Source organism: Ideonella sp. B508-1 (assembly GCF_000333615.1).
Classification (GTDB): domain Bacteria; phylum Pseudomonadota; class Gammaproteobacteria; order Burkholderiales; family Burkholderiaceae_C; genus Ideonella.
In genome coordinates this window covers 1-13,491 of record NZ_BADL01000288.1, presented here as the reverse complement: position 1 = coordinate 13,491, position 13,491 = coordinate 1, and the positions used below count along the sequence as shown (strand labels likewise).

Here is a 13,491-nt window from a genome sequence, read left to right as displayed (position 1 = left end):
AGCATATAGCTTGCCAAACTCATCCAATCCCTAAGCTAGGCTGGAGTTACCCTGCTGTCGACGCAATTGGTAACAGGCAAAAGAACGGGCGTTGCCTTGCGACAACGCCCGTTCCCATGAAACCAGGCGGGAACCGGTCACCCAGCTTACGCACAGGCCGAACCGGTGAACCCGATCGATATCAAGCTTCCAGCAGGATGCGCAGCATGCGGCGCAGCGGCTCCGCCGCGCCCCACAGCAACTGGTCACCGATGGTGAAGGCGCCCACATACTCCGGCCCCATCGCCATCTTGCGAATGCGCCCCACGGGGATCGTCAGCGTGCCGGTGGTGGCCACCGGGGTCAGGTCCTGCATCGTGGCCTCGCGAGTGTTGGGCACCACCTTCACCCATTCGTTGTCGGCCGCGATCATGGCCTCCAGGTCGGCCACCGGCACGTCCTTCTTGAGCTTGAAGGTCAGGGCCTGGCTGTGGCAGCGCATGGCGCCGATGCGCACACAGAAGCCATCCACCGGCACCGCGGCGGTGCCGAAGCCCTCGCCCTGGCCGAGGATCTTGTTGGTCTCGGCCATGCCCTTCCACTCTTCGCGGCTCATGCCGTTGCCCAGATCCTTGTCGATCCAGGGGATCAGCGAGCCACCCAGCGGCACACCGAAATTGGCGGTTTCAGCGGCCGACAGGCTGCGCTGCTTGGCGATGATCTTGCGATCGATCTCCAGGATGGCGCTCTTGGGGTCGTCCAGCAGGGCCTTGACCTCGGCATTGAGGGTGCCGAACTGGGTCAGCAGCTCGCGCATGTGCTGGGCGCCGCCGGCCGAAGCGGCCTGGTAGGTCTGGGTGGACATCCACTCGACCAGACCCGCCTTGTACAGCGCGCCCACGCCCATCAGCATGCAGGACACGGTGCAGTTGCCGCCGATCCAGTTGCGGCCGCCCTTGGCCAGCGAGTCCTTGATCACCGGCAGATTGACCGGGTCCAGCACGATGACCGCGTCATCCTTCATGCGCAGGGTCGAGGCGGCGTCGATCCAGTGACCGTTCCAGCCGGCGGCGCGCAGCTTGGGGAAGACCTCGGAGGTGTAGTCGCCGCCCTGGCAGGTGACGATGATGTCGCAGCGCTTGAGCGCGTCGATGTCGAAGGCGTCCTGCAGCTGGGTTTCGTTCTTGGCCTGGGCCGGGGCCTGACCGCCGGCATTGGAGGTCGAGAAGAACAGGGGTTCGAAGTGGGCGAAGTCGTTCTCCGCCGCCATGCGGTCCATCAGGACCGAGCCGACCATGCCGCGCCAGCCGACCAAACCTACGAGTGCCATTTCCAGTTTCCTTGTGAAGCGTGTTGTCCCGGACCCCTGACTCCCCCGGCTCGTTCGCCGGGGTCCAGGGTGTGGGGGCGAGACGGAACCGAGCTGTCAGCTCTTGGTAATGGTGGTAATGGTTTTACCGGCGACGGCCGCAACCACGGCATCGCCCATCTCGCGGGTGCTCACCTTCTGGGTGCCCTCGCTCCAGATGTCCACGGTGCGATAGCCCGCGGCCAGCACAGCGCGCACGGCCGACTCGATCCGGTCGGCGGCTTCAGGCTGTTGGAGTGAGAAACGGAGCATCATGGCAGCGGACAGGATTGTAGCCAAAGGGTTGGCGATGCCCTTGCCCGCGATGTCCGGCGCACTGCCGTGGCTGGGCTCATACAGGCCGCGGTTCTCGGCATTGAGCGAGGCCGAGGGCAGCATGCCGATGGAGCCGGTCAGCATCGCGGCCTCGTCCGAGAGGATGTCGCCGAACATGTTGCCCGTCACCACCACGTCGAACTTCTTGGGCGCGCGCACCAGTTGCATGGCCGCGTTGTCCACGTACATGTGCTCGAGCTCAACGTCCGGGTAGTCCTTGTGGACCTCGGTGACCACGTCCTTCCAGAACTGGAAGGTTTCCAGCACATTGGCCTTGTCGACGCTGGTGACCTTCTTGTTGCGCTTGCGGGCGGCCTGGAAGGCGACATGGGCGATGCGCTCGATCTCCGGGCGCGAGTAGCGCATGGTGTCGAAGGCCTCTTCGGCGCCGGGGAAGTGCCCGTCCACCGCGGTGCGGCGGCCGCGCGGCTGGCCGAAGTAGATATCGCCGGTCAGCTCGCGGATGATCAGGATGTCCAGACCGGCCACCAGCTCGGGCTTGAGGCTGGAGGCGTGGGTCAGCTGCTCGTAGCACAGGGCCGGGCGGAAGTTGGCGAACAGGCCCAGGTGCTTGCGCAGACCCAGGATGGCCTGCTCGGGACGCAGCGGGCGGTCCAGGGTGTCGTACTTCCAGTCGCCCACGGCGCCAAACAGGATGGCATCGGCCGACTTGGCCAGGGCCAGCGTGCTCTCGGGCAGCGGATGGCCGTGGGCCTCGTAGGCGGCACCGCCCACCTTGGCCTCTTCCATCTCGAAGGGCAGGTCCAGCACCTTCAGGACCTTGACGGCCTCGGCGACGATTTCGGTGCCAATGCCGTCACCCGGCAACACGGCGATCTTCATGCTCATGGGGATTCCTTGGTTCTTGGTTCGCGGCGAAGCGAAGGCGCTCAGCCCGGCAGGCGGTGGTTCAGCCAGGGCATCTTGGCCAGACGCTCGGCCTCGTAGGTCTTGATCTTGTCGGCGTGGCGCAGGGTCAGGCCGATGTCGTCAAAGCCATTGACCAGGCAGTACTTGCGGAAGGGCTGGACGTCGAAGGGCAGTTCGCTGCCGTCGGCTTTCACCACCACCTGGCGCGGCAGGTCGATGGTCAGCTGGTAGCCCGGGAAGGCCGCCACCTCGTCGAACAGGCGGGCGATCTGCGAGGCCGGCAGCACGATGGGCAGCACACCGTTCTTGAAGCAGTTGTTGAAGAAGATGTCGGCAAAGCTGGGCGCCAGGATGGCGCGGAAGCCGTACTGCTGCAGCGCCCAGGGCGCGTGCTCGCGGCTGGAGCCGCAGCCGAAATTGGCACGCGCCAGCAGCACCGAGGCGCCCTGGTAGCGCGGCTGGTTCAGCACGAAGTCCGGGTTGGGCTTGCGGCTGGCCGGGTCCTGGCCGGGCTCGCCGTGGTCCAGGTAGCGCCACTCGTCGAACAGGTTCGGGCCGAAGCCGGTCCGCTTGATCGACTTCAGGAATTGCTTGGGGATGATCGCGTCGGTGTCGACGTTCTCGCGGTCCATCGGGGCCACCAGGCCCTTGTGCACGGTGAATTGGTCCATGTCAGTGCCTCATTTCTTCTTGGCTGCGCCTTCGATGCTCTCGCCGGCCTTCTGGATGTCCTTGCCCATGCCTTCGATGGTGTTGCAGGCGGTCAGCAAGAACAGAGCTGCGATCAGGGATAAAACGACTCTCATGGGATGTTCCTAACTCTGCTCAGCCCCTCCGGCGGCCACCGCGGTCCGGCTTGGCCGGTCCGGTGGTGGCGCCCCCTTAAAGGGGGTGGCCGTCAGGCCGTAGGGGGTGGTCACATGACTCGACGCACATCGACGAAGTGGCCGGCCATCGCGGCGGCGGCGGCCATGGCCGGGCTGACCAGGTGGGTGCGGCCACCCGCGCCCTGACGGCCCTCGAAATTGCGGTTGGAGGTGGAGGCGCAGCGCTCGCCCGGCTCCAGCCGATCAGCGTTCATGGCCAGGCACATGCTGCAGCCCGGCTCGCGCCACTCGAAGCCCGCGGCCTTGAAGACCTGGTCCAGGCCCTCGGCCTCGGCTTGGGCCTTCACCAGGCCCGAGCCCGGCACCACCAGCGCCAGCTTGACGTTGGCGGCGATGCGCCCGCCCACGCGCTTGACCACCGCGGCGGCCTCGCGCATGTCCTCGATGCGGCTGTTGGTGCACGAGCCGATGAAGACCTTGTCGATGCGCACATCGGCCAGCGCCTTGTTGGGCTCCAGCGCCATGTAGGTCAGCGCGCGCTCCATCGCGTCGCGCTTGACGGCGTCCTTCTCCTTGTCGGGATCGGGCACGCGGTCCTCGATGGACAGCACCATCTCGGGCGAGGTGCCCCAGGTGACCTGCGGGCGGATCTGCGCAGCGTCCAGCTCGACCACCTTGTCGAAGTGGGCGCCGGGGTCGGAGTGCAAGGTGCGCCAGTAGGCGATGGCTTGCTCCAGCTCCACACCGCTGGGGCTGAAGGGGCGCCCCTGGACGTAGCGGATGGTGGTGTCGTCCACCGCCACCAGGCCGGCACGGGCGCCCGCCTCGATGGCCATGTTGCACACCGTCATGCGGCCTTCCATGCTCAGGGCGCGGATGGCCGAGCCGGCGAACTCGATGGTGTAGCCGGTACCGCCGGCCGTGCCGATCTTGCCGATGATGGCCAGCACGATGTCCTTGGCGCCAACGCCCTTGGCCACCTGACCTTCCACCTTGACCAGCATGTTCTTGGCCTTCTTGGCCAGCAGGGTCTGGGTGGCCAGCACATGCTCCACCTCGGAGGTGCCGATGCCATGGGCCAGCGCGCCGAAGGCGCCGTGGGTGGAGGTGTGGCTGTCACCGCAGACCACGGTCATGCCGGGCAGCGTGGCGCCCTGCTCCGGGCCGATCACGTGCACGATGCCCTGGCGCACATCGCCCATCTTGAACTGGGTGATGCCACTGCGGTCGCAGTTGGCGTCCAACGTGTCCACCTGCAGCTTGGACACCGGGTCGGCGATGCCGTGGCTGCGGTCGGTGGTGGGCACGTTGTGGTCGCTCACCGCCAGGTTGGCCGACAGGCGCCAGACCTTGCGACCGGCCAGATCCAGGCCCTCGAAGGCCTGCGGGCTGGTCACTTCGTGCAGCAGCTGGCGGTCGATGTAGAGCACGGCAGTGCCGTCTTCCTCGGTGTGGACGACGTGGTCGTCCCACAGCTTGTCGTAGAGGGTGCGAGCGGTCATGGCAAGGGCTTCTGTGGCGGGAGAAATGGCGAAAAAGCCAGAGACGGGATTGTCGGGGATTCAGGCCTCGGAGGCACGGGCCACCAGGGCGTCGATGAAACGCTGCACCACGGTGGGCAGCACGGGCTGGCTGCGTGCGGCCAGCAGGTAGCGCCGGTGCGCCCAGGGCTCGTCCAGCGGACGCACCTCGATGGCGAACAGGCGCTCAAAGCGTCTGGCCACGGCCGCGGGCAGCACCGCCACCCCCAGGCCGGCATCCACCAGCTGGGCAATGGCGTCGAAGCCCCGCACCTGCAGGCGCGCATTCAGGGTGCGGCCGGCCTCCAGGGCGCGCTGCAGCATGCGCTGGTGCACCGAGGCGCCGCTGGGCAGGCCGACGATGTCGAAATCGAGCAGTTGGTCGAAGTTGAGCGCCTGGCCCGAAGCGGCCAGCACATGGCCGCGCGGCAGGGCCACGGCCAGGTCACCGGCGCGGTAGGGCCAGGTGCTCAGGCGGCCATCGGTGGCGGGGCCGACGAAGATGCCCACGTCGGCACGGCCATCTGCCACGGCCGCCTGCACTTCGGCGCTGGTCAGGTCTTCCAGGCTGATGCGGATCTGCGGATGCTCGCGCGAGAAGGCCGCCAGGGTCACGGGCAGGGACTCGGCGATGGCCGCCGCATTGGCCGCCACCCGCAGATGGCCCTTGATGCCGCGNCTGAACTCGACCACCTCGCTCTCCAGCGCATGCAGGGAGGCGTTGAGGCTGCGGATGTGGCGCACCAGGGGCGCGCCCGGGCTCGGTGGTCTCCCCCCCCACGGGCGCCGCGCTCGAACAGCTGCACGCCCAGGCGGGTCTCCAGATCTTCAGGCGCTTGCTGGCGGCGGCCAGCGCCAGGTGCTCGCGCTCCGCGCCCGTGTGATGTTGCGGGTTTCGGCGATGGCGAGCACCAGATTGAGCGTGACGAGGTCGAAGCGCATGTGAGCAAACGCCCCTTCCACAGGGGCAAGGACGCAATGTTGCACGAAGGCTTGCAAACCTGCACACGGAGCTGAATCACAAAGCCTTCGCAATCCGCGAATTCTCATACCCCCTCGGGGAAACCGCAAGCACGCCCTCAGCGTCAGCGTCCTGGCCTCTCGGGCAGCGGGACGCGGCAAGGGCTACAGTCAGGCCTCAGGCCGCCTCCGCGGCACCCCTTCCTGCATGACCGAGTCCCTGTCCGCCCCAGCCGCCCCACGCCCCCCGGCCGATGCCTTGCGATGGCAGACGGGGGCATCCGAGTCCCGCCTGGTGCTGGCTGGCGATGGGCGCGACGGCATGCTCGCATGGCCAACCCCGCCGACCTCCGGCCCGCTGGTGGTGGACGGACGCGGTCTCACCCACTTCGACAGTCTGCTGGCCGCCCGGCTGTGGGCGCTGGCGCGCGAGGCGGGAGACCGACTGCGCTGGGAAGGACTGCCCGCCGGGCTGGGGGAGGTGCTGGCCCTGGCCCGCGCCGCGGAAGCCAGCCCCGGGGCCGAACCGGCCCGCCATGGCTGGCTGGCTCGCGTGGGATTCCTGCTGGCCGAATCCCAGGACCGGCTGCGCATCACGCTGGGCTTCATCGGCGAACTGATCCAGGCCCTGCTGCGGGGCCTGCGCGGGCGCAGCGCCATGCGGGCCGAGGACCTGATGTTCCAGCTCCATGCCACCGGCCCGGCCAGCCTGCCCATCGTGTCGCTGGTCAGCTTCCTGGTCGGCCTGATCGTGGCCTACATGGGCGCGGCCCAGTTGCAGCGCCTGGGCGCCCAGATCTACATCGCCGACCTGGTCACGATCGGCGTGGTGCGAGAGATCGCCGCGCTGATGACCGGCATCATCCTGGCCGGCCGGGTGGGCGCCGCCTTTGCCGCCCAGCTGGGAAGCATGCAGGCCAATGAGGAGATCGACGCCCTGGCATCCCTGGGTCTGCCGCCGATGGAGCACCTGGTCCTGCCGCGGGTGCTGGCCATGGTGCTGATGGCCCCACTGCTGACCCTGTACGCCGCCATCGTCGGCGTGGCCGCGGGCTGGCTGGTGGCCGTGGGCATCTACCACGTGGAATCGGCCGAGTACCTGGTGCGCTGCGGCCAGGCCCTGACGCTGACCCACCTGAGCATCGGTCTGCTCAAAGGCACGGTCTATGCCCTGCTGGTGGCGCTGGCCGGCTGCCGCCAGGGCCTGAACGCGGGCCGCAGCGCCCAGGCCGTGGGCGATGCCACAACCGCGGCGGTGGTGCAGTCCATCGTCTGGATGGTGGTGGCGGCCTCGGTGCTGACCATCATGTTCCAGCGTCTGGGGTGGTGAGGATGGACAGCGCGCCTCCCATGACCCCACCAGCCCCGCTCGTCCGGGTGGATGGTCTTACCATGGCCTTCGGCGAGAAGGTGGTCCAGCGCGATCTGAGCTTTGCCGTGCAGCCCGGCGAAATCCTGGTGCTGATGGGCGGCAGCGGCTGCGGCAAGAGCACCCTGCTGCGCCATCTGATCGGCCTGCAGGCCCCTGCGGCCGGCCACATCCACTACGGCACCATCGACCTGGCCGAGGCCGATGAGGACCAGCTCGACACCGTGCGGCGCTCCTTCGGTGTGATGTTCCAGGCCGGCGCGCTCTGGAGCAGCATGAGCGTGGGCGAAAACGTGATGCTGCCACTGCGCGAATACACCGATCTGGAGGAGGCGCAGATCGAGACCGTGGCGCGCTTCAAGCTGGCCCTGGTCGGGCTGGATGGCGCCTTCGACGCCTCGCCGGCCGCGCTCTCCGGCGGCATGAAGAAGCGCGCGGCCATCGCCCGCGCCATGGCCCTGGATGCTCCCCTGCTCTACCTGGACGAGCCTTCGGCCGGTCTGGACCCCCTCACCTCCGCGCGGCTGGACGAACTCATCCTCAGCCTGCGCGACCACCTGGGCACCACCATCGTGATGGTGACGCATGAACTCGACAGCATCTTTGCCGTGGCCGACCGCGCCCTGTTCCTGGATGCCAAGGAGAAGACGATGACCGCATTGGATGCACCGCGCGCACTGCTTGACCACGGCCCCGAGCCGGTGCGCCAGTTCCTGCGCCGGGGAAACCGGCCATGAGCGCCGCCCACCGCAAGTCCCACCCGGCCATGCTGGGCCTGTTCGTGGTGACCGGGCTGATCGTGCTGTTCGTGGCCGTGCTCACACTGGCCGGCGGACGGCTGCTGGTGCACAAGCAGAAGGTCGTGATGCACTACGCCGGCTCGGTCTACGGGCTGCAGGTCGGGGCACCGGTCGTCTTCCGTGGTGTGCGCCTGGGCAGTGTCAGCGCCATCGGCGTGGCCTATGACGCCGACACCCGGAACGTGACCATTCCGGTGACCGCGGAACTGGACCGCGCGATGGTCGCCAGCATCACCGGCCGCAAGACCGATGGTGGCGATGACAGCACCCTGCCCGGCCTCGTGCAGCGCGGCCTGCGCGCCCAACTGGCCACCCAGAGTCTGCTGACCGGCCAGCTCTATGTGGACCTGGATTTCCACCCCGAGAAGCCCGCCCGCTACATCAGCGAAGACACCCACAGCGAGATTCCCACCATCGCCACCGCCTTCCAGGAACTGCGCAACCAGGTGGACAACCTGGACCTTCGGCGCCTGGTGAACGATGTCTCGGCCATCGCCAGCTCCACCCGCCGCATGGTCAGCGGGCCCGAGGCCAACCATGTGCTGAAAAACCTCGAGGTGGCGACGGACAACCTGCGTCGGGTCAGCAGCACGCTGGACAAGCGGCTCAACCCGCTGCTGGATTCGGCCCAGGACACCCTGGCCACCACCCGGCTGAGCATGCAGCGCGTGGGTGAGGCCGCCAGCAGCGTCAAGGGCACCTCCCAGCGCGTCGGCGCCAACTTCGGGCCCGATTCGCCGCTGATGCAGAACCTCACCCGCTCGGCCGACGAGCTCTCGCGCAGCGCGGCGGCGCTGCGGGATGCCGTCGGCGACGACTCGCCGATGAACCAGAACCTCCAGCGGGCGCTGCACGACGTGTCCCAGGCCGCCCGGGAGTTGCGCGAGCTGGCCAACACCCTGGACGAGCAACCCGAATCGGTGATCAAGGGCCGCCGCTGAACGGCGCCCGGAAAGCAGCCCATGCCCACACTCCGCTCCCTGTTCTTCTGGCCGCGGCCCGTCCGGGCTGCCGTGCTGACGCCCTGGCTGTTGGCCCTGGCCGCCTGTGGCAGCTCGCCGCCGGTCGAGCTCTACCGCCTGCCCAGCGCGCCCCTTGGCGTCACCGCGGCGCCCCCCTCTGCCGCCACCAGTGGCGTGTGGCTGGTGTCCAGCGTGCGGCTGCCCGACTACCTCGACCGCGATGCCCTGTTGTGGCCCAGCGGCGCCACCGGCCTGCGCGCCCTGCCCGGTCAGCGCTGGGCCGAGCCGCTGCGCGACGCCGTGCCGCGGGTGCTGCGCGCCGACCTGGCTCGGCTGCGCGGGACGGACAAGGTCTGGGCGTCCCCCTTGCCCGGCGGCCTGCGCGCCCAGCAGGTGCTGAGGGTGGAAGTGCAGGCCTTCGAGGCGTCGGCCGATGGCAAAGCGTTGTTGCTGAGCGCCCGTTGGTGGCTGGCCGACCCCGACGGAAAAACCACCGCACTGGTGCGCCAGTTCGAGCAGCGCGTGCCGCTCCAGGATGCCGCGCCAGACACGCTGGTGGCCGCCCACCGCGAGGCCCTGTGGGCCCTGGCGCAGGACATCGCCAGGACCGCGGAGCACCCCTGAAGCCCCACGTCAGCCCCCCATCCGCAATTGAGCGAGGTCAAGGCGAGTGCCGCCCCAGGTGATCGAATCGCGACTGGGCACACACACGCCCGGGAGCCCTCTCATGAGCCTGACACGCCTGTGCCGCCACCCTTTGGTGGCGGTGGATGACAGCGCCACGCTGGCCGATGCCGCGCGGCTGATGCGCGCCCAGCATGTAGGCGCCCTGGTGGTGGTGAACCGCCAGGAGGGACCTCACCCGCATGTGCTGGGCCTGGTGACCGACCGCGATCTGGCGGTGGAGGTGCTGGCCCGTGAACTGCCGATCGAGCCTTTGCACGTGGGTGCCCTGGTGGGGGGCGAGCCGGTCGTCGTGCCTGCACGGGCCAGCCTGGGCGAGGCCGCGCACGCGATGCGCGAGGCCGGCGTGCGCCGGCTGCTGGTGGTCAACGAGGAGCACGCCCTGGTCGGCCTGGTGTCGGCCGATGACCTGCTCGAAGCCATGGCCGGCGAGCTGACCGAACTGGCCCAGGCCCTGCGCAGCGGCCTGCTGCGGGAGACGCAGGAACGCGGGCCGCTGACGGCCGCATCGCCGCCATCGCCCCCCGCCAGCCAGGCGGCCGCGGCCGCCTCGCCCAGCCCCGCGGGCAGCACCGCGCCTCGGCGGGTGGTGTTCAAGCCCTGGGGCACGCCCGGCATGCCCGCGCCCGAACTCTGAACCGGCGGCCTCAGCCCCGACGCAGCCAGCCCTGGTCCCAGCAGCGGGCCAGCCACTGTGCCAGGGTGGTCTGGTCGGGGGCCTCGCCCCTGGCCTCCATCGCGGCCAGGGACACCGCGATGTTCTGCCCCTCCTCGCCCAGGGACGCCAGCCAGGCGGCCTCGGCCGGATCGTCCAGGCTCATGAAGTGAGGCTGTTCCCCCTTGCGCCAGACCAGGACGGGCCTCGGCACGGTGTGGTGAAGCACGTCGGGCAGCGCTGGCGCGGCCTCTTCCTGCGTGCCCGCCTTCCCACGCTGCACAGCCTGCAGGGCTTGCCAAAGTGCCGGCGCCGAGGTGTGCAGCCACAGCAGCGTCACGGTGGGATGCAGCACCGGCCACTGAGACAGGCTGGCCTCGGCCCCTTCGGCAGCGAGGTCGGCAGTGGTCCAGGCGGCCACATCGGCCGCATCGAAAACCCCGCGCAGCGCCCACTCCAGCGCGGCCAGCTCGGCCACCTCTGGGTGCTGGGGATGGCGCGCCGCCAGGCGGGCGGGTAGTTCGGCCCCGTAGCGCCCCAGGTTCCGCACCCGTGGTGGCTGTTCCTCGGCATGCCAGCGGGCCAACTCGGCGAACTGGGTGTCGCCCAGATAGGTGTGCAGGCAGGGAAAGCTGTCCGCCAGCGCATCGTGCAGGCGGGCGCGGTAGGCATGGTGGCAGATCTGCGCGCCGCGCAGACCCGGCAACGGTCCCGCCGGGTCCAGTGCGGCCGGGGTCTGCGTGGGCGCCAGGGGCGCCAGCACCATCTCGGCCAACTCGGTCTGAACCGCCTCCAGGGTGGGCACCTCGGGCACGCTGCGCCCATGCGGCACGGCCACCATCCCGGGCGAAGCCGCCGGCAGGAGGGCGTCTCGGGCCACGGCGCGGGCCCGATCCAACTCGCCGAGAAGGTCGGCCAGCGGCGGGATGTCGTCGTCGCGCTCGATCATGGTCGCCACCGGACCGAAGCGACGGCAGGCTTGCGCATACAAAGCCCAGACCGCCGGCGCCACCGGATGGTCGTGGGTGTCGATCAGGAAGTCGCCCTGGCGGGAGTGGCCGGCCAGGTGGATCTGGCGCACCCGATGCGCCGGCAAGGCCGCCAGGTAGGCCTCTGCATCGAAACCATGGTTGACGCTGCTGACGTGGATGTTGTTCACGTCCACCAGCAAGTCACAGTCGGCCTCCTCGGCCACCTGGGCCAGGAAGTCCCACTCGGTGGCCTCGGAAGAACGGTAGCGAACGTAGCTGGAGACGTTCTCCAGCACCAGGCGCCGGCCCAGCACGTCCTGGGCCTGGCGGATGCGTGCCACCAGATGGTGCGCGCATTCTTCGGTGTAGGGCACTGGGTAGAGGTCGTGCAGCACGCGTCCACCCTGCCCCGTCCAGCACAGGTGCTCGGACACCCACATCGGCTGCACCCGCTCGGCCAGGCGCCGCACCCGCTGCAGGTAATCCAGGTCCAGCGGATCGGTGCCCCCCAGGGACAGGGCCACGCCATGCATGGCCATGGGGTAGTCCGCGCGAAAGCGCTCCAGCATGGCCAGAGGCTTGCCGCCATCGACCAGGAAGTTGTCGGTGATGATTTCCAGCCAGTCCACCGGCTGGGGACCGGCCAGGAAATCGGCGTAATGCGCGGTGCGCAGCCCCAGGCCGAAGCGGGGCTGCGTCAGTGGCGCGTGCATGGTGGCTGCGTGTGGCATGGCGGGTCCTGCGTGCCAGGACGGCTGACTGCCGCCCTGGCCGGAGTTCATGAGCGCAGGCTCACAGGTCGCCGATGACGCCGCCCTTCATCAGGCAGCTCTTGGCGTCCATGGCCTTGAAGCCATGGCCCTTGCAGCTGTTCTGGCCCTTGCAGGCATGCTCGGTGGTCTTGCAGTCGGACATGCCCTTGCAGCTGTTGACCTCGTAGCAGTGCACGGCATCGGCCGCGCCCACGGCGGCGCCGGTGGCCCCCGCCGGTGCGGTGGCCGCCGCGGCCAGGCTGGAGACGGCCAGGGCGCTGGCGCCGAGCAGGTAGGAAGACAGGGTGGAGAGCTTGGTGTTCATGGTTCGTTTCCTCGTTCAATGCGTGCCCTGGGCACCGGGTGTGGAATGCCTGCCGTCGCGATCGCCTGTGCGAGCTTCAACGGCGGACAGGAGTCAGTCGACAGCGCACCCGCTTCCTTACACCCCAAGCGAAAAAAAACGAAGCGACCACGAAAAAGCCGCCCGGAGGCGGCTGTTCGATCGGGCTGGGGCCGCTCACTTGGTGGCGACCAGCTCCTTGACCTGCTGCAGCGCCGCCGGGTCTTCCATGGTGGTCAGGTCGCCGGGGTCGCGGCCCTCGCACACCGCCTGGATGGCGCGGCGCAGCAGCTTGCCGCTGCGGGTCTTGGGCAGCACGTTGACGAACTTGACCATGGCCGGCCGGGCCACGGCGCCCAGCTGATCGTCCACGACCTTCATGATCTCGGCCTCGTGCGCCTTGGCCTGTTCGGCCGTGGCCGCCTTGGCCGGGTCCTTCAGCACCGCGAAGGCCACGGCCACCTGCCCCTTGAGCTGGTCGGCCACGCCCACCACGGCCACCTCGGCCACGTTCGGGTGGCTGGAGATGCTCTCCTCGATCTCGCGGGTGCCCAGGCGGTGGCCGGCCACATTGATCACGTCGTCGGTGCGGCCCAGGATGTAGAAGTAGCCGTCCGCGTCACGCACGCCCCAGTCGAAGGTGCTGTACATGACCCGGTTGTGGATGCTGGACCAGTAGGTCTTGACGAAGCGGGCGTCGTCGCCCCAGATGGTCTGCAGGCAGCCCGGGGGCAGCGGGCCTTCCACCGCGATCACGCCCTTCTTGTTCGGCTCGGTGATCTCCTCGCCGGTGGCCTCGTCGATCAGCTTGATGTCGTAGCCGTAGACCGCCTTGCCTGGCGAGCCGAACTTGGTGGGCGCCTGCTCGACCCCATTGCAGATGGCCATGATGGGCCAGCCGGTCTCGGTCTGCCAGTAGTTGTCGATGATGGGCTTGTGGATCGCCTCGGCCATCCAGGTGGCGGTGGGCTCGTCCAGCGGCTCGCCGGCCAGGAACAGGGCCTTGAGGCTGGAGAGGTCGTACTTGCTGAGGTAGGCCGGGTCCTGCTTCTTGAGCACGCGGGCCGCGGTGGGGGCCGAGAACATCACCGAGACCTTGTACTTCTCGACCAGGC

At 68.9% G+C, this 13,491-nt stretch carries 14 protein-coding genes; 5 read left to right on the top strand and 9 right to left on the bottom strand.

The features are described 5' to 3' along the window. Positions 1–181: 181 nt before the first annotated feature. From asd to I73_RS27605, 6 genes are all read right to left on the bottom strand, one after another. Positions 182–1,309 carry an aspartate-semialdehyde dehydrogenase gene (gene asd / locus I73_RS12115; RefSeq protein ID WP_022980853.1) on the bottom strand — a complete coding sequence of 376 codons (1,128 nt, stop codon included), beginning with the start codon at positions 1,307–1,309 and terminating at the stop codon, positions 182–184. 96 nt (positions 1,310–1,405) lie between these two features. Continuing rightward, positions 1,406–2,506 carry a 3-isopropylmalate dehydrogenase gene (gene leuB, locus I73_RS12110; protein ID WP_026096643.1) on the bottom strand — a complete coding sequence of 367 codons (1,101 nt, stop codon included), beginning with the start codon at positions 2,504–2,506 and terminating at the stop codon, positions 1,406–1,408. A gap of 47 nt (positions 2,507–2,553) precedes the next feature. Further along, positions 2,554–3,204 carry a 3-isopropylmalate dehydratase small subunit gene (gene leuD / locus I73_RS12105; protein WP_022980851.1) on the bottom strand — a complete coding sequence of 217 codons (651 nt, stop codon included), beginning with the start codon at positions 3,202–3,204 and terminating at the stop codon, positions 2,554–2,556. 9 nt (positions 3,205–3,213) lie between these two features. Continuing rightward, positions 3,214–3,339 (bottom strand): entericidin A/B family lipoprotein, encoded by a 126-nt coding sequence (locus I73_RS31625; RefSeq protein ID WP_022980850.1) that lies wholly within the window; start codon positions 3,337–3,339, stop codon positions 3,214–3,216. 110 nt (positions 3,340–3,449) lie between these two features. Further along, entirely contained in the window at positions 3,450–4,862 is a 1,413-nt protein-coding gene (gene leuC, locus I73_RS12095) for a 3-isopropylmalate dehydratase large subunit (protein WP_022980849.1), read from the bottom strand. A gap of 60 nt (positions 4,863–4,922) precedes the next feature. After that, complete coding sequence (locus tag I73_RS27605; protein ID WP_234409491.1) at positions 4,923–5,624, bottom strand: LysR substrate-binding domain-containing protein; 702 nt, start codon at positions 5,622–5,624, stop codon at positions 4,923–4,925. A 424-nt stretch (positions 5,625–6,048) separates the two neighbouring features. On the opposite strand from I73_RS27605, the gene I73_RS12085 reads away from it, so the two are divergent. The 5 genes from I73_RS12085 to I73_RS27600 all read left to right on the top strand — a co-directional run bounded on the left by I73_RS12085 (position 6,049) and on the right by I73_RS27600 (position 10,292). Beyond that, entirely contained in the window at positions 6,049–7,170 is a 1,122-nt protein-coding gene (locus I73_RS12085; protein ID WP_022980848.1) for an ABC transporter permease, read from the top strand. Between the two features lie 62 nt (positions 7,171–7,232). Continuing rightward, entirely contained in the window at positions 7,233–7,946 is a 714-nt protein-coding gene (locus tag I73_RS12080; RefSeq protein ID WP_234409490.1) for an ABC transporter ATP-binding protein, read from the top strand. Then, positions 7,943–8,950, top strand: coding sequence for an MlaD family protein (locus I73_RS12075; RefSeq protein ID WP_022980846.1), 1,008 nt, complete (start codon positions 7,943–7,945; stop codon positions 8,948–8,950). Before I73_RS12080 ends, I73_RS12075 begins: the two co-directional genes overlap by 4 nt. 21 nt (positions 8,951–8,971) lie before the next feature. Then, positions 8,972–9,595, top strand: a complete 624-nt coding sequence (locus tag I73_RS12070) for a membrane integrity-associated transporter subunit PqiC (RefSeq protein WP_022980845.1) — start codon at positions 8,972–8,974, stop codon at positions 9,593–9,595. 103 nt (positions 9,596–9,698) lie between these two features. Beyond that, a complete protein-coding gene (locus I73_RS27600) occupies positions 9,699–10,292 on the top strand; it encodes a CBS domain-containing protein (RefSeq protein ID WP_022980844.1) in 594 nt (197 codons plus the stop codon). Positions 10,293–10,302: 10 nt separating this feature from the next. Here the strand turns inward: I73_RS27600 and I73_RS34690 are convergent, their stop codons facing one another. From I73_RS34690 to I73_RS12050, 3 genes are all read right to left on the bottom strand, one after another. Next, positions 10,303–11,994, bottom strand: coding sequence for a DUF692 family multinuclear iron-containing protein (locus tag I73_RS34690; RefSeq protein WP_306304233.1), 1,692 nt, complete (start codon positions 11,992–11,994; stop codon positions 10,303–10,305). A 79-nt stretch (positions 11,995–12,073) separates the two neighbouring features. Next, positions 12,074–12,358, bottom strand: coding sequence for a hypothetical protein (locus I73_RS12055; RefSeq protein WP_026096641.1), 285 nt, complete (start codon positions 12,356–12,358; stop codon positions 12,074–12,076). A 195-nt stretch (positions 12,359–12,553) separates the two neighbouring features. Next, positions 12,554–13,491, bottom strand: a 938-nt coding sequence (locus I73_RS12050) for an AMP-binding protein (RefSeq protein ID WP_026096640.1), incomplete at its 5' end; no start/stop codon positions are given.